Origin of the sequence: Streptomyces regalis (assembly GCF_001509475.1) — a bacterium.
In the GTDB taxonomy this organism is placed as follows: domain Bacteria; phylum Actinomycetota; class Actinomycetes; order Streptomycetales; family Streptomycetaceae; genus Streptomyces; species Streptomyces regalis.
Genome location: NZ_LLZG01000003.1, coordinates 1 through 18,119, shown reverse-complemented (window position 1 = coordinate 18,119; position 18,119 = coordinate 1). Strand labels below are relative to the sequence as shown.

The following is an 18,119-nucleotide window of genomic DNA, read 5'->3' as shown; positions in this document are numbered from 1 at the left end:
GATCACAGCGGGCGGCCGAAAACGGGTGCAACCCTCTCGCAACGTTGCCTGTGCTGCCCTTGCTGCCATGTATGAGGAGACCCCGCGCGTCGAACTCACTCCCGCGGCCGCCGACCTGCTGCGCCGTCTGCGCGCGACGCACGGCCCGCTGATGTTCCACCAGTCCGGCGGCTGCTGCGACGGCAGCGCGCCGATGTGCTACCCGGAGGGCGAGTTCCGCACCGGCGACTCGGACGTGCTGCTCGCGGAGCTGGACGTCGAGGGGGTGGCGGAGCCGGTGACGTTCTGGATGGCGCGCAGTCAGTACGAGGCGTGGAGCCACACCCGGCTGATCGTCGACGTCGTCGAGGGCCGGGGCAGCGGCTTCTCGCTGGAGGCACCCGAGGGGGTGCGTTTCCTCACCCGTTCGCGGGTCGTCGGCGCCTAGCAACCCTGCCGGTCATCGCCGTCTGGTGCACTTCCCCTGAGTCCTGGGACATTTGACGAGACATCAGGGGGGGAACTGTGACGCTTCGTCAGAAACGGTTCGTTGCAGGCAGAGCGGCGCTCACGCTGCTCACGACACTCAGCGCGCTGGCCGGTGCGGCCCTGGTGGGGGCGGCCCCGGCCGGCGCCGCGGAGCCGGGAGGCCGGATCGCGCCGGGTGTCGCGTACGACGAGTTCGACATCCCGGCGGCCAAGGGCACCGCGCACGCCCACGTCCTCACCGTCGACCTGCGCAATCCGCACGTACACCTCGATCTGCTGCATCCGGGGGCAGTGGCGGCGCGGGCGACTCTGTCGCAGCAGGCCACCGCACAGGGCGCCGTCGCGGGCGTGAACGGCGACTTCTTCAACATCAGCGAGACCCAGCACCCGGGCGTCCAGGCGACCGGCGCGAGCGTGGGTCCGGCGATCGCAAGCGGCGAAGTGCTCAAGGCGGCGGTGCCGAACGGCCAGCGTTTCGGGCCGGCGCTGCCGCCCGGCACGAGCACCGAGGACGTGCTCGGCGTGGGTGTCGACCGCAGGGCCAGGCTGGACGGTCTGACCCTCGTCGGCTCGATCCGCACACCCGAGAGCCGGCTGCCGCTGCGCGGGCTCAACCAGTACGCGCTGCCGGTCGGCTCCATCGGGGCGTTCACCGCCGCGTGGGGCAGCGCCTCCCGGGTGCGTGCCACCTGCGGCACGGACACGGACCGGGCGGCTCCGTGCAGCGGCGACACGTACGAGGTGACGGTCCGTCGCGGCCGGGTCGCGTCGATGGCCGACACCCCCGGGAGCGGGCCGATCGCCCCGGACACCACCGTCCTGGTGGGCCGGGAGGCGGGCGCGCAGCAGTTGCGGAAGTTCTTCGCGGGCGAGCCGGTGAAGGTACGGCACCGGCTGGTGGCGTCGGCGTCACGGGTCCCGTACCGCTTCGCCCTCGGCGGTTACCCCGTGCTCGACGAGGGACAGCCGCTGCCCGGCCTCGACAACAGGGCCTCGGCCGTGCGCACCGCCGTGGGCATCGCGGACCGCGGCCGGCGCCTGCTGCTGCTCGCGCTGGACGGCGCGCCCGAGTACCGCACGGGCCTGACCATCGCCGAAGTGGCGGACGTCATGCGGGAGTTGGGCTCGGTCGACGCCTTCAGCCTGGACGGTGGCGGTTCGTCGACGCTGGTCGCCCGAGAGCCGGGAGCGGCGGATGTCTCCGTACGCAACCACCCGTCCGGCGGCGTGGAACGAGCCGTCCCCAACGGCATCGGGGTCTTCTCGACGACGTGATCCTCACGGTCTCAGGCTGCTGACGATGTCCGCCGTGGCCGTCAGGCCGCTGCTGATGGTGGGCGCCATGCTCGTGCTGGCCAGGTAGAAGCCGAGCAGCAGGCACACCAGCGCGTGGGTGATCTTCAGCCCGCCGCTGCGCACGAAGATCACCGCCAAGATGAACAGCAGCAACACCACAGAGATGGAAATGGCCATCGTCAACCTCCTCCGCCACGCCGACTTGCCCGGTTCACGGCGTTCGGCCGTAAGTGTGGCGTAGCGGAGGGTTCGTCCGGGCGGCTGAGCTGTACTCCGAACGAGTGGTGTCCCGCGCGGTGTGCCGGGCGGTGCGCCTAGGCCGTCCGGTGGGCGTCGAGGAAGGACTCCAGGCCGGCGAGGTCGTCGGTGTTGATGTAGTCGACGTCGGCGGCGAGCAGTTCGCTCCACAGGGCGTCCCGGGCGGGACCGGCCACGTCCGGGGTGGCCCAGAAGCGCACCTTCTGCCCCCGTGAATGGGCCGCCTGGACGATGCCGCGCAGCTTGCTCCGCTCGGCGTCCGGGAAGGCGCCCACGCCGAGCCAGGTGAAGTTGAGTGTCCAGTTGTCGCTGATCAGCGGGGCGAAGGAGGCGGGCGCGGAGCTGCCGAGGTCGGCGAGACGGCCGTCGTAGAAGGCCCGGCGCACGGTCTGGGCCTCCATCGGCACCCGGGCGGCACGGTCACCGGAGATCACGGCGGTGACCGCGCCCGGGAACACGCGGCCGTGGGCGTACGTCGTGAACAGGTGCTTGTAGCGCTTCAGGTGCTGGTCGAGTGCGAGGTACGTCGACGAGCCCTCGGTCTTGATGTCGATGAGCAGCTGGATCGGCTTGCGGTAACCCCGGTAGACCGAGCCGCGGTTCGCCCTGACGCGGGCGGCGAGCGGGTCGAGGTACAGGGACTCAAGTGTGCGGGCGGGGTCGAGGTCCTCGGGGTCGTGGGCGACGAGGAGTTGGTCGCCGACCAGGTAGATGTCGGCCTCGAGGCTGCCGAAGCGGTGGTCGAGGGCGTCGAGGAGGGGACGCGGGTGCTCGTAGTCGTTGTGGGCGTGCGCCCGCCACAAGGGGCGCGGGCCGTGCTTCTGTTCGCCCGCCGACGCACGCGTGGCGGGCAGGGCGACGGTGCCCGCGAGGGCGGCACCGAGGGTGGTGAGGGCTCTGCGACGGGTGGTGAGGGCCATGCTCTGCCTCCCTGACAGGGGCGGATGGGGGCGGTAGGGAACCGCTGCGAGTATGCGATCCCGAAGCCCACAAACTGCAGAGCCGGGCAGGGAGTTGGCCGGACTGCCGCCCTGCGTTCACTTCGTCCGTGCAGAGCACACGAGAAAGCCCGCCCCAGGTGGGGCGGGCTTTCCGTGTGCTTCGCTCAGGTGTACGTCAGGGAGCCTGCAGGTCGACGAGTTCGGCCAGCGCGGCACGGTGGGCGCCCGCGGTGCCGTAGGCGATCGAGTCGGCCTTGGCCCGCTTCAGATACAGATGGACCGGGTGCTCCCAGGTCATCCCGATACCGGCGTGCAGTTGCAGCGCCTCCTCGGCGGCGTGCACGGCGACGGGCGCCGCGTACGCCTGGGCGACGGCCACCGCCACGTCGACGTCCTCGCCCGTCGCGAGCGCGTCGGCGGCACCCCGCGCTGCCGCGCGCAGGTTGACGACCTCCAGCCACAGCTGGGCGAGCCGGTGCTTGAGCGCCTGGAAGCCGCCGACGGGACGGTTGAACTGCTTGCGGTCCTTCAGATAGCGGACCGTCTCGGTCAACGTCCAGTCGGCGAGCCCGAGTTGCTCGGAGGCGAGCAGCCCGGCCCCAGCACGCAACGCTCGCCGTACGGCGGGCTCGGCGTCCCCCAGCAGGCGGCCGGCCGCACCCTCCAGAACCACCCTCGCCACCGGCCGGGTCAGGTCCAGGGACACCTGCGGGGTGACGGTCACGGCATCGGCGTCCACCGCATACAGGCCACCGTCGTCCGCGGGCACGAGCAGCACGTCGGCGACGGCCGCGTCCGCGATGCCGGTCAACTCCCCGTGCAGGACCCCGCCCTCATGGCGTACGACCTTGTAGGCGCCGCCGGGAACGACGTTCAGGGCGACGGCGAGGGCACCGATCCGCCGACCGGACGCCAGCTCGGCGAGCAGGCCCCCTTCGCCCTCGCAGGCCAGCAGGGCCTCGGTCGCGACGACGGCGCTCGTCAGATACGGCACGGGAGCGACGGCGCGCCCCAACTCCTCCAGTACGACGGCGACTTCGCGGTGCGTGGCACCCTGGCCGCCCTTCGCCTCCGGGACCAGGAGCCCCGCCAGGCCCATACCGTCGGCGAGCGCCTTCCAGGCCGCCAGGTCGTGCGGGGCGTCCGACTCGGTGCGCGCGATGACGCCGGGCGCGTCGCAGTGGTCGGCGAGCAGGTCCCGCACGGCGGCCCGCAGCGCCTCTTCCTCCTCCGAGTACAGCAGGTCGGGCTGGGTGCTCATCGGGACAGATCCTTCCACGCGACGTCCTTGTCGGTGCGCGGCTCGGACGGCAGGCCCAGAACGCGCTCGGCGACGATGTTCAGCAGGACCTCGCTGGTCCCGCCCTCGATGCTGTTGCCCTTGGAGCGGAGGTAGCGGTAGCCGGCGTCGCGGCCGGTGAAGTCCACCAGCTCGGGGCGGCGCATGGTCCAGTCGTCGTACAACAGGCCCTCCTCGCCGCGCAGTTCGACCTCCAGGCCGCTGATCTCCTGGTTGAGGCGGGCGAAGGCGAGCTTCATGCCGGCGCCCTCGGGGCCGGGCTGACCGGCGACGAGCTGCTGGCGGAGGCGTTCGCCGGTGAGGCGGGCGACCTCGGAATCGACCCACAGCTTGAGCAGCCGCTGGTACAGGTCATGGGTGCGCAGTTCGGGGCGTTCGCGCCAGGTCTTCGAGACCGGGCCGATCATGCCGCCCTCGCGGGGCAGCCGCATGCCGCCGATGGCGACGCGTTCGTTGTTCAGCGTGGTCTGCGCGACCCTCCATCCGTCGCCGATCTCGCCGAGGCGCCGCGAGTCCGGGATACGGACGTCCGTCAGGAACACCTCGTTGAACTCGGCCTCGCCGGTGATCTGGCGCAGCGGCCGGACCTCGACGCCGGGGTCGGTCATGTCGCACAGGAAGTACGTGATGCCCGCGTGCTTGGGCACGTCCGGGTCGGTGCGGGCGATGAGGATGGCCCAGCGGGAGTTGTGGGCGCCGGACGTCCACACCTTCTGCCCGTTGACGACCCAGTCGTCGCCCTCACGGACGGCGCGCGTGCCGAGCGCGGCCAGGTCGGAACCGGCGCCGGGCTCACTGAAGAGCTGGCACCAGACCTCCTCACCGGTCCACAGGGGCCGCAGGAACCGCTGCTTCTGCTCCTCGGTGCCGTACTTGAGGATCGTCGGGGCGGCCATGCCGAGCCCGATGCCGTTGCGGCGCGCGTCGTTGTCGGGGGCTCCGGCAGCCTCCAACTCGGCGTCCACGACAGCCTGGAGAGAGCGCGAGGCACCCAGTCCCCCGAGGCCCTCCGGGTAGTGCACCCACGCCAGACCCGCGTCGAAGCGGGCACGGAGGAACTCCAGACGGTCGGTCGTGGCCGGCGGGTGCGCGGCCAGCAACTCCGCCGTACGGCGGCGCAGTTCGGCGGCGTCGATCATGCCGCTCCTCCTTCGGTGAGTCCCGGGATCACGGCGACGCGGCCCGTGGTGACGCCGTCGGCGACCCGCTGCACGGCGGCTGCCGCCCCGCCCAGCGGGACGCGCTCGCTCACCAGCGGCTTGATCGCGCCGCGGGCGGCCAGCTCGGTGAGCTGTTCGTGGCAGTGCTGGATCAGCTTCGGGTTCTTGGTGTTGTACAGGCCCCAGTGCAGGCCGAGGATCGAGTAGTTCTTCACCAGGGCGTGATTGAGCGCCGGGCTGGGGATCGAGCCGCTCGCGAAGCCGACGACCACGATCCGCCCCTCGAAGGCGACGACCTTGGCGGACTGGGCGTAGGCCTCGCCGCCGACGGGGTCGTAGATGACGTCCGCGCCCCGGCCGCCGGTGGCCTCCTTCACGGCACCGATGACGTCCTCGCTCCGCCGGTCGATCACGACGTCGCAGCCCAGCTCCCGCGCGACCGCGACCTTGTCCGCGCCGCCCACGACACCGATGACGGTCGCGCCGGCCGCCTTCCCGAGCTGCACGGCCGCGCTGCCGACCCCTCCGGCGGCAGCGTGGACCAGCAGCGTCTCGCCGACCTCCAGCCCGGCCCGCCGGTGCAGGCCGAACCAGCCGGTCTGGTAGCCGATGTGCAGGGCGGCGGCCTCGGCGTCGTCCAGCGCGTCGGGGGCGGGCAGAAGCGCGGCGGCGTCCGCGACGGCGTACTCGGCGAAACCGCCGAACGGCAGCGCCGGGTTGGCGATCACGCGGCGCCCGTCCTCGGTCTCGCCGCAGATCTCCACGCCCGGTGTGAACGGCAGCGGCGGCCTGACCTGGTACTGCCCCCGGCACAGCAGGGCGTCCGGGAAGTTGATGTTCGCGGCACGCACCTTCAGCAGGACCTGGCCGTCACCGGGCGTGGGCGGCTCGACGTCCTCGAGGCGCATCACCTCGCTCGGCTCGCCGTTCTCGTGCACTTGCCATGCCTGCATGCGGGGCCTCCACGGGGGACTACTTCGTCTGACCGGGGTCGCTTCGCATACTAAGCGGTCGCTTGCCGATCAGGGAACAGGCAGCGGCGGAACAGTAGCGGGCGTCACGGCCGCCGGGGCTGCGCCCGTACGTGCATCCGCTCCCCCTGCGGCCCGAACAGACTCAGGAACTCCGCCGGCCCCTGACCCGTCGACCCGAACCAGTGCGGCACCCGCGTGTCGAACTCCGCCGCCTCTCCCGCCGTGAGCACCACGTCGTGCTCGCCCAGCACGACCCGCAGCCGCCCGGACAGCACGTACAACCACTCGTAGCCCTCATGGGTTCGAGGCTCGGGCTCTTCCGTGCGCTGCGGGACCAGCACCTTGTAGGCCTGGAGGCCCCCGGGCTGCCGGGTGAGCGGCCAGTAGGTGCGTCCGTGTCGCACGAGGGGCTTGGACCTCACCCGCGGGTCGCCCACCGGCGGCGTCCCGACCAGCTCGTCCAGCGGCACCTGGTGCGCCTGCGCGATCGGCAGCAGCAGCTCCAGGCTGGGCTTGCGCAGACCGGACTCCAGCCGGGACAGGGTGCTCACGGAGATCCCGGTCGCCTCGGAGAGCGCCGCGAGCGTCACCTCCCGGTCCTTGCGGATCCTCCGCAGCCTCGGGCCGACCTCCGCGAGAACGTCATCGGTAGTCATGGGTCGTATTGCAGAATCAGCAAAGACGTTTGTCAATCCCGCGCCCGCGGAGTGACCGTGTCGGCATGACGGAAACAACCGAGACACACACCGAGACATACGAAGTGATCGTGATCGGCGGCGGCGCCGCCGGCCTGTCCGCCGCCCTCGTCCTGGGCCGCGCCCGGCGCCGCACCCTGGTCGTCGACGCCGGCGAACCACGCAACGCGCCCGCCGCCCACATGCAGGGCTATCTGTCCCGGGACGGCATGCCTCCCGCCGACTTCCTGGCCGTCGGACGCGAGGAGATCGCCCGGTACGGCGTCGAGCTGGTCCGGGACCGGGCGGTCGACGTCACACGCGGCGAGGGCTTCGCGGTCGCGCTGGCGAGTGGACGCCACGTGCATGCCCGACGGCTCGTCGTCGCCACCGGCCTCAAGGACGAGCTGCCGGACGTCCCCGGCGTCGCCGAGCGGTTCGGCCGGGACGTGCTGCACTGCCCGTACTGCCACGGCTGGGAGGTCCGCGACCAGGCCTTCGGCGTGCTGGCGACCACGCCGATGAGCGTGCACCAGGCGCTGATGGTGTCGCAGTGGTCGAAGGACGTGACCTTGTTCCTGCACGAGGTCGCCGACGACGAGTTGTCGGACGACGACCTGCGTAGACTCGCCGCAGCCGGGGTCAAGGTGGTGCCGGGCGAGGTCGCCGGGCTGGTGGTCGAGGACGACCGGCTCACCGGGGTGCGTCTGGCGGACGGCGCGACGCACGCGCGCGAGGTGCTGTTCGTCGCGCCGCGCGCGGTCCCGCAGACCGATCTGCTGCAGCGCCTCGGCGCCGAGCTCCAGGAGACGCCCATGGGCGCGTATCCGGTGGTCGACCCGACGGGGCTCACCTCCGTGCCGGGCGTCTGGGCGGTCGGCAACGCGATGGGCTTCTCGGAGCAGGTCATCAACGCGGCGGCGGGCGGTTACCGGGCGGGGGCCTTCATCAACGGCGAGCTGCTCTTCGCCGACCTCGACGCAGCACCCTAGGGGCGCGGGGCTGTCTCGATATGCGGCTCCGCCGCGTGGGCGCGACCAGCCACAACGCACCCGCAGACGATCGACGACCCAGCGCGGCACATCACCCAGGGTGTAAACCGGCGGAGCCCGTTGCACCATGGGCTGCATGCTGCTGACCCGGCTGGCCCAGGTGTCCCAGGAGGTCGCCGCGACCTCGGCGCGGTCCCGGAAGATCGCTCTGCTCGCGGAGCTGTTCCGGGACGCCGAGGCGGACGACGTGCCGATCGTCATCCCGTATCTGGCGGGACGCCTGCCGCAGGGGCGGCTCGGCATCGGCTGGAAGGTGCTGAGCCGCCCGGTCGCCCCGGCCGCCGAGCCGGTCCTGACCGTGCGCGAGGTGGACGCGCGGCTCACCGAGCTCGGCAAGGTGGCCGGCCCGGGCTCGCAGGCCGAACGGGCCCGTCTGGTGGGCGAGTTGATGGGTGCGGCCACGGAGGACGAGCAGCGCTTCCTGGTCGGACTGATCACCGGCGAGGTCCGGCAGGGGGCCTTGGACGCCGTGGCGGTGGAGGGCCTGGCCCGGGCGACCGAGGCGCCGCCGGCGGACGTCCGGCGGGCGGTGATGCTCGCCGGGTCGCTCCAGACGGTGGCCGAGGCCCTGCTGGCCGACGGCCCGGCCGCCCTGGACCGCTTCCGGCTCACCGTGGGCCGCCCGGTCCTGCCGATGCTGGCGCACACCGCCTCCGCGGTGGCCGAGGCGGTCGACAAGCTCGGTGCCTGCGCGGTCGAGGAGAAGCTGGACGGCATCCGCGTCCAGGTGCACCGGGACGGCGACGCCGTACGGATCTACACCCGCACCCTCGACGACATCACCGACCGCCTCCCCGAACTGACGGCCGCCGCATGGAAGTTGAGAGGCGAGCGCTTCATCCTGGACGGCGAGGTCATCGCCTTGGACGACGCGGGCCGCCCCCGCTCCTTCCAGGAGACCGCCGGCCGCGTCGGCTCCCGCATGGACGTGGCGACGGCGGCGAAGCAGGTCCCCGTCTCCCCCGTCTTCTTCGACGCCCTGTCGGTCGACGACCGCGACCTGCTCGACCTGCCCTTCGGCGAGCGGCACGCGGAACTGGCCCGGCTGGTCCCCGAGCCGATGCGGGTGCGCCGCACGCTGGTGTCCGGCCCCGAGGACCTCCCGCAGGCCGAGGAATTCCTCGCCGAGACCTTGAAACGCGGCCACGAGGGCGTGGTCGTCAAGGCCCTGGCCGCCCCCTACAGCGCGGGCCGGCGCGGCGCCTCCTGGCTGAAGGTCAAACCCGTCCACACCCTCGACCTGGTGGTGCTGGCCGTGGAACGGGGCCACGGCCGCAGGACCGGCAAGCTCTCCAACCTCCACCTGGGCGCCCGCACGGCGGACGGCGGTTTCGCCATGCTCGGCAAGACCTTCAAGGGCATGACCGACGCGATGCTGACCTGGCAGACCGAGCGGCTCCAGGAGCTGGCCGTGGAGGACAACGGCTGGGTGGTGACCGTACGCCCGGAACTCGTCGTCGAGATCGCCTACGACGGCCTGCAACGGTCCACCCGCTACCCGGCCGGCGTCACCCTCCGCTTCGCGCGCGTGGTCCGCTACCGCGAGGACAAGCGGCCGGAGGAGGCCGACACGGTCGAGACGCTGCTCGCCGCACACCCCGAGGTGAGGCCATGAACACGGAGGCCATGAACACGGAGGTGCAGCCGTGACCTCGTCCCGTGGGAAGCACAGCGCGGGCCTGCTGCTCTTCCGCCACACCGATGACGGCCTGGAGGTGTTGCTCGGCCATATGGGCGGCCCGTTCTTCGCCAAGCGTGATGCCGGAGCGTGGACGGTTCCGAAGGGCGAGTACGACCCCGACGAGCCCGCCTGGGAGGCGGCCCGCCGCGAGTTCCAGGAGGAGCTGGGGCTGGCGCCGCCCGACGGGGACGCCGTACCCCTCGGCGAGGTCAGGCAGTCGGGCGGCAAGGTCGTCACGGTGTGGGCGGTGGAGGCCGACCTCGATCCGGCGACGGTCGTCCCCGGCACGTTCGTGATGGAGTGGCCGCCGCGCTCCGGGCAGACGCGGGAGTTCCCGGAGCTGGACCGGGTGGAGTGGCTGGGCGTCGACCGGGCACGCGAGGTGATCGTCAAGGCCCAGGCCACGTTTCTGGACCGGCTGGGGGAGCACTCGGCCTGAGCGGCCGTACACGCGTTGCGGTAGCCACCGCCGCGCGCGAAGGTCGAAGCATCAGTTCGCTCCCAGGAGGTCGGTCATGCCCATCGCAACGGTGAACCCGGCGAACGGCGAGACGCTCAAGACGTACGAGGCCATGGGTGCCGAGGAGATCGAGCGCAGGCTCCAGCTCGCCGAGGCCACGTTCCGTACGTACCGGATGATGAGCTTCGTCGACCGCGGGCGTCTGCTGCTCCAGGCCGCGACTCTTCTGGAAGAAGACCAGCAGGACATCGCCCGGGTGATGACCACCGAGATGGGCAAGCCCATCACACAGGCTCGGGCGGAGGTCGCCAAGTGCGTCAAGGCGATGCGCTGGTACGCCGACCACGCCGAGGAACTGCTGGCCGACGAGGAGCCGGCCGAGTCCGACGTCAAGGACTCGGGCGCCTCCCGGGTGCGGGTGCGCTATCGCCCGCTGGGCCCGGTACTCGCGGTGATGCCGTGGAACTTCCCCCTCTGGCAGGTGATCCGCTTCGCGGCCCCGGCGCTGATGGCGGGCAACGTCGGCCTCCTCAAGCACGCCTCGAACGTCCCCCAGACCGCCCTCTATCTGGAGGACCTCTTCCACCGCGCGGGCTACACCGAGGGCTGCTTCCAGACCCTGCTCATCGGCGCCGGACAGGTCGACGAGGTCCTGCGCGACGACCGTGTCAAGGCGGCCACGCTGACCGGCAGTGAGCCGGCCGGGCGCGCGGTAGCCGCCACCGCCGGGGAGATGATCAAGAAGACGGTGCTCGAACTGGGCGGCAGCGATCCGTACGTCGTCATGCCGTCCGCCGACCTCGACCGCGCCGCGCAGGTCGCGGTGACCGCGCGCGTGCAGAACACCGGACAGTCGTGCATCGCCGCCAAGCGGTTCATCGTGCACACGGACGTCTACGACGCCTTCGCCGACCGGTTCGTCGAGGGCATGAAGGCGCTGGTGGTCGGCGACCCGATGCAGGAGGAGACGGAGGTCGGCCCGCTGTCGAGCGAGAAGGGGCGGGACGATCTGCACGAACTCGTCGACGACGCCCGGCGCAGTGGAGCGGCCGTGCTGTGCGGCGGGCACCAGCTCCGCCGGCCCGAACTGCCCGGCTGGTACTACGCGCCCACCGTCCTCGCCGGCATCACCCGCGAGATGCGGATCCACCGGGAGGAGGCGTTCGGTCCGGTCGCCACGCTGTACCGGGCGGGCGATCTGGACGAGGCGGTACTGATCGCCAACGACTCGCCCTTCGGGCTGAGTTCCAATGTGTGGACGCGCGACGAGGCCGAGATCGACCGGTTCGTACGGGATCTGGAGGCCGGGAGCGTGTACGTCAACGGGATGACGGCGTCCCATCCGGCGTTCCCGTTCGGCGGCGTGAAGCGGTCCGGGTACGGCCGTGAGCTGTCCGGGCACGGAATCCGCGAGTTCTGCAACATCACTACTGTTTGGCACGGTGCGTGAACGCTGCGGAGCTACGATCCCGGGTGTGAACCGCGAAGTGACTCTGCCGCTGATCGTCGATGCCCACGGGACCTTGCAGGTGGCTGCGGCCGATGTGAGCAAGTTGCTGCGAACGGTGGGTGGTCGGTGGCTGCACCTTGTCGAGGCCGGGGAGGACGGCCTTGATGAGGACACGGTGGCCGCGTTGACCATTGAGCTTGCAAAGCTGGCCGATCGTATTGATGTGGCGTGTATCGCGCACAGCAGCGGCACCACGCCGTAGGAGTGGCGATTCGGTGCCGGGTGCGGGTTCGTCCGGGCTGCGAGCAACCACGGACGAGCCGCACACCGCGTCCCGCAGCATCTCCCACGGCGCTACCGGATCGGCATCCCCGACAACGTACGGGCGATCACCAGCCGCTGGATCTCACTCGTCCCCTCGAAGATCGTGTAGATCGCGCTGTCCCGGTGCATCCGCTCCACGGGGTACTCCCGCGTGTAGCCGTTGCCGCCGAGAATCTGTATCGCCTGAGCCGTGACCTTCTTCGCCGTCTCACTCGCGAACAGCTTCGACATCGACCCCTCGGCCGCCGTGAACGGCTTGCCGTTGATCGCCATCCAGGACGCCCGCCACACCAGCAGCCGCGCGGCGTCGATCTGCGTCCGCATCTCGGCCAGCTGGAAGGCCACCCCCTGGTTGTCGATGATCGGCCGCCCGAACTGCTCGCGCGTCATCGCGTAGTCCAGGGCCACTTCATAGGCGGCACGGGCCGTACCGACGGCCATCGCGCCCACCGCCGGCCGCGAAGCCTCGAACGTGGCCATCGCCGCGTTCTTCACACGCTCGCCGCCGCCCGCCTTGGCCCGCTCACGAGCCCGCGCCAGCCGCTCGTCCAGCTTCTCCTTGCCGCCCAGCAGGCAGGAGCCCGGCACCCGCACGTTGTCCAGGACGACCTCGGCGGTGTGCGAGGCACGGATACCGTGCTTCTTGAACTTCTGGCCCTGGGACAGGCCCGGCGTGTTCGGCGGGACGATGAAGGACGCGTGGCCCTTGGAGCCCAGGTCCGGGTCGACGACCGCGACGACCACGTGGACGTTGGCGATGCCGCCGTTGGTCGCCCAGGTCTTCGTGCCGTTGATCACCCACTCGTCCTTGGCCTCGTCGTACACGGCACGCGTCCGCATCGAGGCCACGTCCGACCCGGCATCGGGCTCGGAGGAGCAGAACGCGGCGAGCTTGACATCGTTGGCATCGCCGTACATCTGGGGCACCCAGGTGCCGATCTGCTCCTCGGTGCCGTTGGCCAGGACGCCGACGGCGGCGAGACCGGTGCCGACGATCGACAGGGCGATGCCCGCGTCGCCCCAGAACAGCTCCTCCATCGCCGTGGGGATGCCGAGACCGGTCGGGTCGAAGTACTGCTGGGCGTAGAAGTCGAGCGAGTAGATGCCGACTTTCGCGGCTTCCTGGATGACCGGCCAGGGAGTTTCCTCACGCTCGTCCCATTCGGCGGCCGCGGGGCGGATCACATCGGCGGCGAAGCCGTGCAGCCAGTCCCGCACCTCCTTCTGTTCGTCGTTGAGCTCCATGGTGAACTCGGCCATGTCCCCTCCAGCGGCGTACGTGCATGCCTGATGCTTGTTACTTGCGGTAACCCTAGTTTGTTACTCGTCGGTAGGTAAAGTCAACCCGCGATGCCCGATCGGCAGCCCGTTCGATGATGGAGACAGGCTGGGTGTTAGTTTGCGCAGGCGTCACCGATTAGGGGGAGAGCTCATGGACACCACACAGCGGACCGAACAGCAGCGGTCGGCCGACCGCCGTCGGCGCGAGCTGCTGGAGGCCGCCGACAGGGTGGTGCTGCGCGACGGTCCGCAGGCCTCGATGAACGCGATCGCGGCGGAGGCGGGCATTACGAAGCCGATTCTGTATCGGCACTTCGGCGACAAGGGCGGACTTTACGCGGCGTTGGCCAAGCGTCACACGGATGCGCTGCTGGACTCCCTGCGGGCGGCGTTGGATGCACCCGCCGATCGGCGTGAGCGCGTTGAGGCCACGTTGGACACGTACCTCGCCGCCATCGAGGCTCGGCCTCAGGTGTACCGGTTCCTGATGCATCCGGCGGAGGGTGGCCAGCCGGGCGACCCGGGCTTCGACGTCGGCAAGCACAGTGCGCCGTTGCTCCGCAGGATGGGCGAGGAGCTGGCCACCGTCATCGAGGAGCGGTTGGATCTCGGGCCGGGGACTCAGCAGCTGGCTCGGGTGTGGGGGCACGGGATCGTCGGGATGATGCATGCCGCGGGTGACTGGTGGCTGGGGGAACGGCCCTGTTCGCGGGCGGAATTGGTGCACAGTTTGGCCGACCTGTTGTGGGGTCGGCTTGCGGCCGCGGGGGACAGAATGGGAGGTCCGGGGTTCTGACGGCAGTATTCCGGCCGCGGGTGAGTGGGGGCTGGTCGCGCAGTTCCCCGCGCCCCTGGGGGCATCACCCTGACCGGCGCCAAGAAGCTCGTGTCACCTGTCGCATCAATCGGCGGTGGCGCCAGCCCGTTACGCGGTCCGCGTACACCGTGCCCTCCAAATGGTCACACTCGTGCTGGAGGCAGCGGGCGAAGAAACCCGTGCCGTGGATCGTCACCGGCTCCCCCCTCATCGTGAAACCCTCGACCACCGCGTGGTCGTAGCGTTCCGTCCCGGCCTCCAGGCCGGGCAGGGACAGGCAGCCCTCCGGGCCCCGGATCACCACCCCGTCCGTCTCCACCAACCGCGGGTTCACCACATGCCCCAGGTGTCGTTCGTCCTCGTCGTCGGGACAGTCGTATACGAACACCTGCAACGACTCCCCCACCTGGTTCGCCGCGAGGCCCACGCCCTGCGCCGCGTACATCGTCGCGAACAGGTCCTCCACCAGCGTCGCCAATTCGGGGCCGAAGTCGGTGACCTCCTTGCAGGGTGCGTGCAGCACCGGGTCGCCGAGCAGGGTGAGGGGACGGACGCGCCCGTGTGCGCCCGGAATGGAGCCGTTCCGCATGGCCGCAAGGGTACGGCGATTCGGGAGTGCGAATGGATCTCGATAGGCTGACCACCACCACGTTGCCGGCAGTCGGAGGCGCGGCGCGTACGCAAGGAGGATCGAGAACTGATGTCAGGGAACTCGGACCCGCTCACGCCGCGGGCCAAGCTCGCCGTGACCGCGGGCAAGGCGGTCGCGGCGGCATCGCGCGCCGCAGGGCGCGGCAGCGGTTCGGTGATCGGCGGCCGGGTGGCGCTCAAGCTCGACCCCGACCTGCTCGCGCGGCTCGCGCAGAACCTGGACGTGGTCCTCGTCTCGGCGACCAACGGCAAGACCACGACGACGCGGCTGATCGCGGAGGCCCTGCGGGCCGCCGGGCCGGTCGTGTCCAACGCGCTCGGCGCCAACATGCCGGCCGGCATCACCTCGGCACTCGCGGGCAGCTCGGAAGCGCGCTACGGCGTGATCGAGGTCGACGAGAAGTACCTCGCCGGGGTCGCCCGGGACACCGACCCCAAGTGCATCGCGCTGCTCAATCTCTCCCGTGACCAGTTGGACCGCGCCGCCGAGACCCGCATGCTCGCCGAGAACTGGCGCGAGGGGCTCGCGGGTTCGAAGGCCGTGATCATCGCGAACGCCGACGACCCGCTGGTCGTGTGGGCGGCCTCGTCGTCGCCGAATGTGATCTGGGTCGCAGCCGGGCAGATGTGGAAGGACGACGCCTGGTCCTGCCCGTCGTGCGGTGGCGTGATGCAGCGGCCGGGCGACGACTGGTTCTGTGGTGAGTGCGGGTTCCGGCGGCCGACGCCGAGCTGGGCACTCTCCGGTGATCATGTCCTCGATCCGCACGGCTCCGCCTGGCCCATTCATCTGCAGCTGCCCGGGCGCGCCAACAAGGCCAACGCCGCGTCCTCGGCCGCCGTGGCCGCCGTGTTCGGGGTGCCGCCGCAGGTCGCCCTGGAGCGGATGTACCAGGTGCAGGCCGTCGCCGGGCGCTACGACGTCGTCCAGTTCCAGGAGCGGGACCTGCGGCTGCTGCTCGCCAAGAACCCGGCCGGCTGGCTCGAGACGTTCTCCCTCATCGACCCGCCGCCGACCCCGGTGATCCTCTCGGTGAACGCGCGCGGCGCCGACGGCACCGACACCTCCTGGCTGTGGGACGTCGACTACACGCGGCTGACCGGGCACCCGATCTGTGTCATCGGCGACCGCAAGCTCGACCTCGCGGTGCGTCTGGAGGTCGCGAACCAGCAGTTCCAGGTCTGCGACAACCTCGACCAGGCCGTGCAGATGAGCCCGCCGGGCCGGATCGAGGTCATCGCCAACTACACCGCGTTCCAGGACCTGCGCCGCCGGGTCGGCAACTGATCACCGGACTTCAGGGGACTTAAGTGAGCGACAACCAACTGCGGGTCGTCTGGATCTACCCGGACCTGCTCAGCACCTACGGCGACCAGGGCAACGTCCTCGTGGTGGAGCGCCGGGCCCGGCAGCGCGGCCTCGACGTGGCCCGCCTCGACGTGCGCAGCGACCAGCCGATCCCGACCTCCGGCGACATCTACCTGATCGGTGGCGGCGAGGACCGGCCGCAGCGGCTGGCGGCCGAGCGACTGCGCCGGGACGGCGGTCTGCACCGGGCCGTCGAGAACGGCGCCATCGTGTTCTCCGTCTGCGCCGGCTACCAGATCCTCGGGCACGAGTTCATCAACGACCTCGGCCAGCGCGAGCCCGGCCTCGGGCTGATCGACGTGGTGTCCGTGCGCGGTGAGGGCGAGCGGTGCGTCGGTGACGTGCTCGGGGACATCGACCCGCGGCTCGGCCTGCCCCCGCTGACCGGCTTCGAGAACCACCAGGGCGTCACCCACCTCGGCCCCACCGCCCGCCCCTTCGCCCAGGTCCGCCTCGGCAACGGCAACGGAACCGGTGACGGCACGGAGGGGGCGTACAACGACACGGTCTTCGGTACGTACATGCACGGCCCGGTGCTGGCGCGGAACCCGCTGATCGCCGACCTGCTGCTGAAGCTGGCGCTCGATGTGAACGCGCTGCCGCCGACCGACGACCGCTGGTACGAGGCGCTGCGGGGCGAGCGCATTGCGGCTGCACAGCAGCCTGCGTGAACCCAGTCGCGCTGCAGCCCGTCTGACGGCCCGTCCGCACAGGTGAGCGGGGTCGTCCAGCAGGCGGACGCGTGCTTCGGCCCCGCCCCCTGATGCCGCTAGGGTGGCGGGGATTCGAGCCGGACAGCGTGGTCCGGTCCCGGCCCACGTTGAGAAGGTTTTTCGGGCTATGCGCATTGGTGTCCTCACGTCCGGCGGCGACTGCCCCGGCCTGAACGCCGTCATCCGGTCCGTCGTGCACCGTGCCGTCGTCGACCACGGCGACGAGGTCATCGGCTTCCGGGACGGCTGGAAGGGCCTCCTGGAGTGCGACTACCTCAAGCTCGACCTCGACGCGGTGGGCGGCATCCTGGCCCGCGGCGGCACCATCCTCGGCTCCTCCCGGGTCCAGCCCTCGCACCTGCGGGACGGCGTGGAGCGGGCCAAGGGGCATGTCGAGGAGCTCGGCCTCGACGCGATCATCCCGATCGGCGGCGAAGGCACGCTCAAGGCCGCCCGGCTGATGTCGGACAGCGGTCTTCCGGTGGTGGGTGTGCCGAAGACCATCGACAACGACATCGCGGTCACGGACGTCACCTTCGGTTTCGACACGGCCGTGGGCGTGGCCACCGAGGCCCTGGACCGGCTCAAGACCACCGCCGAGTCCCACCAGCGGGTGCTGGTCGTCGAGGTCATGGGCCGGCACACCGGCTGGATCGCGCTGCACTCCGGCATGGCGGCCGGCGCGCACGCCATCGTCGTGCCGGAACGGCCCTTCGACATCGAGGAGTTGGCCAAGCGGGTCGGCGAGCGGTTCGAGGCGGGCAAGCGCTTCGCGATCGTCGTCGCGGCCGAGGGCGCCAAGCCGCGGCCCGGCTCCATGCAGTTCGACGAGGGCGGCAAGGACGTCTACGGGCACGAGCGGTTCGCCGGGATCGCGCGTCAGCTGTCGATCGAACTGGAGGAGCGGCTCGGCAAGGAGGCGCGGCCGGTGATCCTGGGGCATGTGCAGCGGGGTGGTACGCCCACCGCGTACGACCGGGTGCTGGCGACTCGGTTCGGGTGGCATGCGGTGGAGGCCGTGCATCGGGGGGAGTTCGGTCACATGACGGCGCTCCGGGGGACCGACATCGTGATGGTGCCGCTCGCTGAGGCCGTGGAGACGTTGAAGACGGTTCCGGCGGATCGGTACGACGAGGCGGAGTGCGTGCTTTAGACGTCATCTCATTTGGTGAGCCTGCGGTAGCAGATCAGGGTGCAGGCGATGCTGGTGAAGGCGAGGAAGTGGTCGGCTTTGCGTTCGTAGCGGCGGT

Annotated in this window: 19 protein-coding genes; 11 read left to right on the top strand and 8 right to left on the bottom strand. The window is 70.9% G+C overall.

What is annotated here, in order from left to right; translation table 11 throughout:
* Positions 1 to 67 precede the first annotated feature (67 nt).
* Entirely contained in the window at positions 68 to 427 is a 360-nt protein-coding gene (locus tag ADL12_RS02145) for a DUF779 domain-containing protein (RefSeq protein WP_062697830.1), read from the top strand.
* Between the two features lie 77 nt (positions 428 to 504).
* Positions 505 to 1,743, top strand: a complete 1,239-nt coding sequence (locus ADL12_RS02140) for a phosphodiester glycosidase family protein (RefSeq protein WP_062697829.1) — start codon at positions 505 to 507, stop codon at positions 1,741 to 1,743.
* A gap of 3 nt (positions 1,744 to 1,746) precedes the next feature.
* Here the strand turns inward: ADL12_RS02140 and ADL12_RS02135 are convergent, their stop codons facing one another.
* From ADL12_RS02135 to ADL12_RS02110, 6 genes are all read right to left on the bottom strand, one after another.
* On the bottom strand, positions 1,747 to 1,941 hold the full coding sequence (locus tag ADL12_RS02135; protein ID WP_062697827.1) for a hypothetical protein: 195 nt from the start codon (positions 1,939 to 1,941) through the stop codon (positions 1,747 to 1,749).
* A gap of 137 nt (positions 1,942 to 2,078) precedes the next feature.
* On the bottom strand, positions 2,079 to 2,942 hold the full coding sequence (locus ADL12_RS02130) for a phosphatidylinositol-specific phospholipase C/glycerophosphodiester phosphodiesterase family protein (protein ID WP_062697825.1): 864 nt from the start codon (positions 2,940 to 2,942) through the stop codon (positions 2,079 to 2,081).
* Between the two features lie 196 nt (positions 2,943 to 3,138).
* Positions 3,139 to 4,224: an acyl-CoA dehydrogenase family protein gene (locus tag ADL12_RS02125; protein ID WP_062697823.1), complete on the bottom strand. Its 1,086-nt coding sequence runs from the start codon at positions 4,222 to 4,224 to the stop codon at positions 3,139 to 3,141.
* A complete protein-coding gene (locus ADL12_RS02120) occupies positions 4,221 to 5,402 on the bottom strand; it encodes an acyl-CoA dehydrogenase family protein (protein ID WP_062697821.1) in 1,182 nt (393 codons plus the stop codon). Before ADL12_RS02120 ends, ADL12_RS02125 begins: the two co-directional genes overlap by 4 nt.
* The gene (locus ADL12_RS02115; protein WP_062697819.1) at positions 5,399 to 6,376 is read right to left on the bottom strand and encodes an NADPH:quinone oxidoreductase family protein; all 978 of its coding nucleotides are present in this window, start codon (positions 6,374 to 6,376) and stop codon (positions 5,399 to 5,401) included. Before ADL12_RS02115 ends, ADL12_RS02120 begins: the two co-directional genes overlap by 4 nt.
* Positions 6,377 to 6,480: 104 nt before the next feature.
* Positions 6,481 to 7,053, bottom strand: a complete 573-nt coding sequence (locus ADL12_RS02110; protein WP_062697817.1) for a helix-turn-helix domain-containing protein — start codon at positions 7,051 to 7,053, stop codon at positions 6,481 to 6,483.
* Positions 7,054 to 7,118: 65 nt separating this feature from the next.
* Between ADL12_RS02110 and ADL12_RS02105 the strand changes: the two genes are divergently transcribed.
* The 5 genes from ADL12_RS02105 to ADL12_RS02085 all read left to right on the top strand — a co-directional run bounded on the left by ADL12_RS02105 (position 7,119) and on the right by ADL12_RS02085 (position 11,976).
* Complete coding sequence (locus ADL12_RS02105; RefSeq protein WP_062697815.1) at positions 7,119 to 8,063, top strand: NAD(P)/FAD-dependent oxidoreductase; 945 nt, start codon at positions 7,119 to 7,121, stop codon at positions 8,061 to 8,063.
* A 136-nt stretch (positions 8,064 to 8,199) separates the two neighbouring features.
* On the top strand, positions 8,200 to 9,738 hold the full coding sequence (locus ADL12_RS02100; protein WP_062697855.1) for an ATP-dependent DNA ligase: 1,539 nt from the start codon (positions 8,200 to 8,202) through the stop codon (positions 9,736 to 9,738).
* Positions 9,739 to 9,769: 31 nt separating this feature from the next.
* Positions 9,770 to 10,243, top strand: a complete 474-nt coding sequence (locus tag ADL12_RS02095; RefSeq protein ID WP_062697813.1) for an NUDIX hydrolase — start codon at positions 9,770 to 9,772, stop codon at positions 10,241 to 10,243.
* A gap of 76 nt (positions 10,244 to 10,319) precedes the next feature.
* Entirely contained in the window at positions 10,320 to 11,714 is a 1,395-nt protein-coding gene (locus tag ADL12_RS02090) for an NADP-dependent succinic semialdehyde dehydrogenase (protein WP_062697811.1), read from the top strand.
* Positions 11,715 to 11,739: 25 nt separating this feature from the next.
* Complete coding sequence (locus tag ADL12_RS02085) at positions 11,740 to 11,976, top strand: DUF6213 family protein (RefSeq protein ID WP_062697809.1); 237 nt, start codon at positions 11,740 to 11,742, stop codon at positions 11,974 to 11,976.
* Positions 11,977 to 12,068: 92 nt separating this feature from the next.
* On the opposite strand, the gene ADL12_RS02080 is transcribed toward ADL12_RS02085, so the two are convergent.
* The gene (locus ADL12_RS02080; protein WP_062697807.1) at positions 12,069 to 13,298 is read right to left on the bottom strand and encodes an acyl-CoA dehydrogenase family protein; all 1,230 of its coding nucleotides are present in this window, start codon (positions 13,296 to 13,298) and stop codon (positions 12,069 to 12,071) included.
* Between the two features lie 172 nt (positions 13,299 to 13,470).
* On the opposite strand from ADL12_RS02080, the gene ADL12_RS02075 reads away from it, so the two are divergent.
* Positions 13,471 to 14,115: a TetR/AcrR family transcriptional regulator gene (locus ADL12_RS02075; protein ID WP_062697805.1), complete on the top strand. Its 645-nt coding sequence runs from the start codon at positions 13,471 to 13,473 to the stop codon at positions 14,113 to 14,115.
* Between the two features lie 64 nt (positions 14,116 to 14,179).
* Here the strand turns inward: ADL12_RS02075 and def are convergent, their stop codons facing one another.
* On the bottom strand, positions 14,180 to 14,725 hold the full coding sequence (def, locus tag ADL12_RS02070) for a peptide deformylase (RefSeq protein WP_062697803.1): 546 nt from the start codon (positions 14,723 to 14,725) through the stop codon (positions 14,180 to 14,182).
* 111 nt (positions 14,726 to 14,836) lie between these two features.
* On the opposite strand from def, the gene ADL12_RS02065 reads away from it, so the two are divergent.
* From ADL12_RS02065 to ADL12_RS02055, 3 genes are all read left to right on the top strand, one after another.
* Complete coding sequence (locus ADL12_RS02065; RefSeq protein ID WP_062697801.1) at positions 14,837 to 16,075, top strand: MurT ligase domain-containing protein; 1,239 nt, start codon at positions 14,837 to 14,839, stop codon at positions 16,073 to 16,075.
* A gap of 23 nt (positions 16,076 to 16,098) precedes the next feature.
* A complete protein-coding gene (locus tag ADL12_RS02060) occupies positions 16,099 to 16,827 on the top strand; it encodes a type 1 glutamine amidotransferase (protein ID WP_062697799.1) in 729 nt (242 codons plus the stop codon).
* Positions 16,828 to 16,996: 169 nt separating this feature from the next.
* Positions 16,997 to 18,022 (top strand): 6-phosphofructokinase, encoded by a 1,026-nt coding sequence (locus ADL12_RS02055; protein ID WP_062697797.1) that lies wholly within the window; start codon positions 16,997 to 16,999, stop codon positions 18,020 to 18,022.
* Positions 18,023 to 18,119 lie beyond the last annotated feature (97 nt).

Excerpts from the sequence above, each read along its gene's own strand:
- ADL12_RS02145 (WP_062697830.1), top strand. The coding sequence starts at position 68 with ATGTATGAGGAGACCCCGCGCGTCGAACTCACTCCCGCGGCCGCCGAC.
- ADL12_RS02135 (WP_062697827.1), bottom strand. The coding sequence starts at position 1,941 with ATGGCCATTTCCATCTCTGTGGTGTTGCTGCTGTTCATCTTGGCGGTG.
- ADL12_RS02130 (WP_062697825.1), bottom strand. The coding sequence starts at position 2,942 with ATGGCCCTCACCACCCGTCGCAGAGCCCTCACCACCCTCGGTGCCGCC.
- ADL12_RS02125 (WP_062697823.1), bottom strand. The coding sequence starts at position 4,224 with ATGAGCACCCAGCCCGACCTGCTGTACTCGGAGGAGGAAGAGGCGCTG.
- ADL12_RS02120 (WP_062697821.1), bottom strand. The coding sequence starts at position 5,402 with ATGATCGACGCCGCCGAACTGCGCCGCCGTACGGCGGAGTTGCTGGCC.
- ADL12_RS02115 (WP_062697819.1), bottom strand. The coding sequence starts at position 6,376 with ATGCAGGCATGGCAAGTGCACGAGAACGGCGAGCCGAGCGAGGTGATG.
- ADL12_RS02110 (WP_062697817.1), bottom strand. The coding sequence starts at position 7,053 with ATGACTACCGATGACGTTCTCGCGGAGGTCGGCCCGAGGCTGCGGAGG.
- ADL12_RS02105 (WP_062697815.1), top strand. The coding sequence starts at position 7,119 with ATGACGGAAACAACCGAGACACACACCGAGACATACGAAGTGATCGTG.
- ADL12_RS02100 (WP_062697855.1), top strand. The coding sequence starts at position 8,200 with ATGCTGCTGACCCGGCTGGCCCAGGTGTCCCAGGAGGTCGCCGCGACC.
- ADL12_RS02090 (WP_062697811.1), top strand. The coding sequence starts at position 10,320 with ATGCCCATCGCAACGGTGAACCCGGCGAACGGCGAGACGCTCAAGACG.
- ADL12_RS02080 (WP_062697807.1), bottom strand. The coding sequence starts at position 13,298 with ATGGCCGAGTTCACCATGGAGCTCAACGACGAACAGAAGGAGGTGCGG.
- ADL12_RS02075 (WP_062697805.1), top strand. The coding sequence starts at position 13,471 with ATGGACACCACACAGCGGACCGAACAGCAGCGGTCGGCCGACCGCCGT.
- def (WP_062697803.1), bottom strand. The coding sequence starts at position 14,725 with ATGCGGAACGGCTCCATTCCGGGCGCACACGGGCGCGTCCGTCCCCTC.
- ADL12_RS02065 (WP_062697801.1), top strand. The coding sequence starts at position 14,837 with ATGTCAGGGAACTCGGACCCGCTCACGCCGCGGGCCAAGCTCGCCGTG.
- ADL12_RS02055 (WP_062697797.1), top strand. The coding sequence starts at position 16,997 with ATGCGCATTGGTGTCCTCACGTCCGGCGGCGACTGCCCCGGCCTGAAC.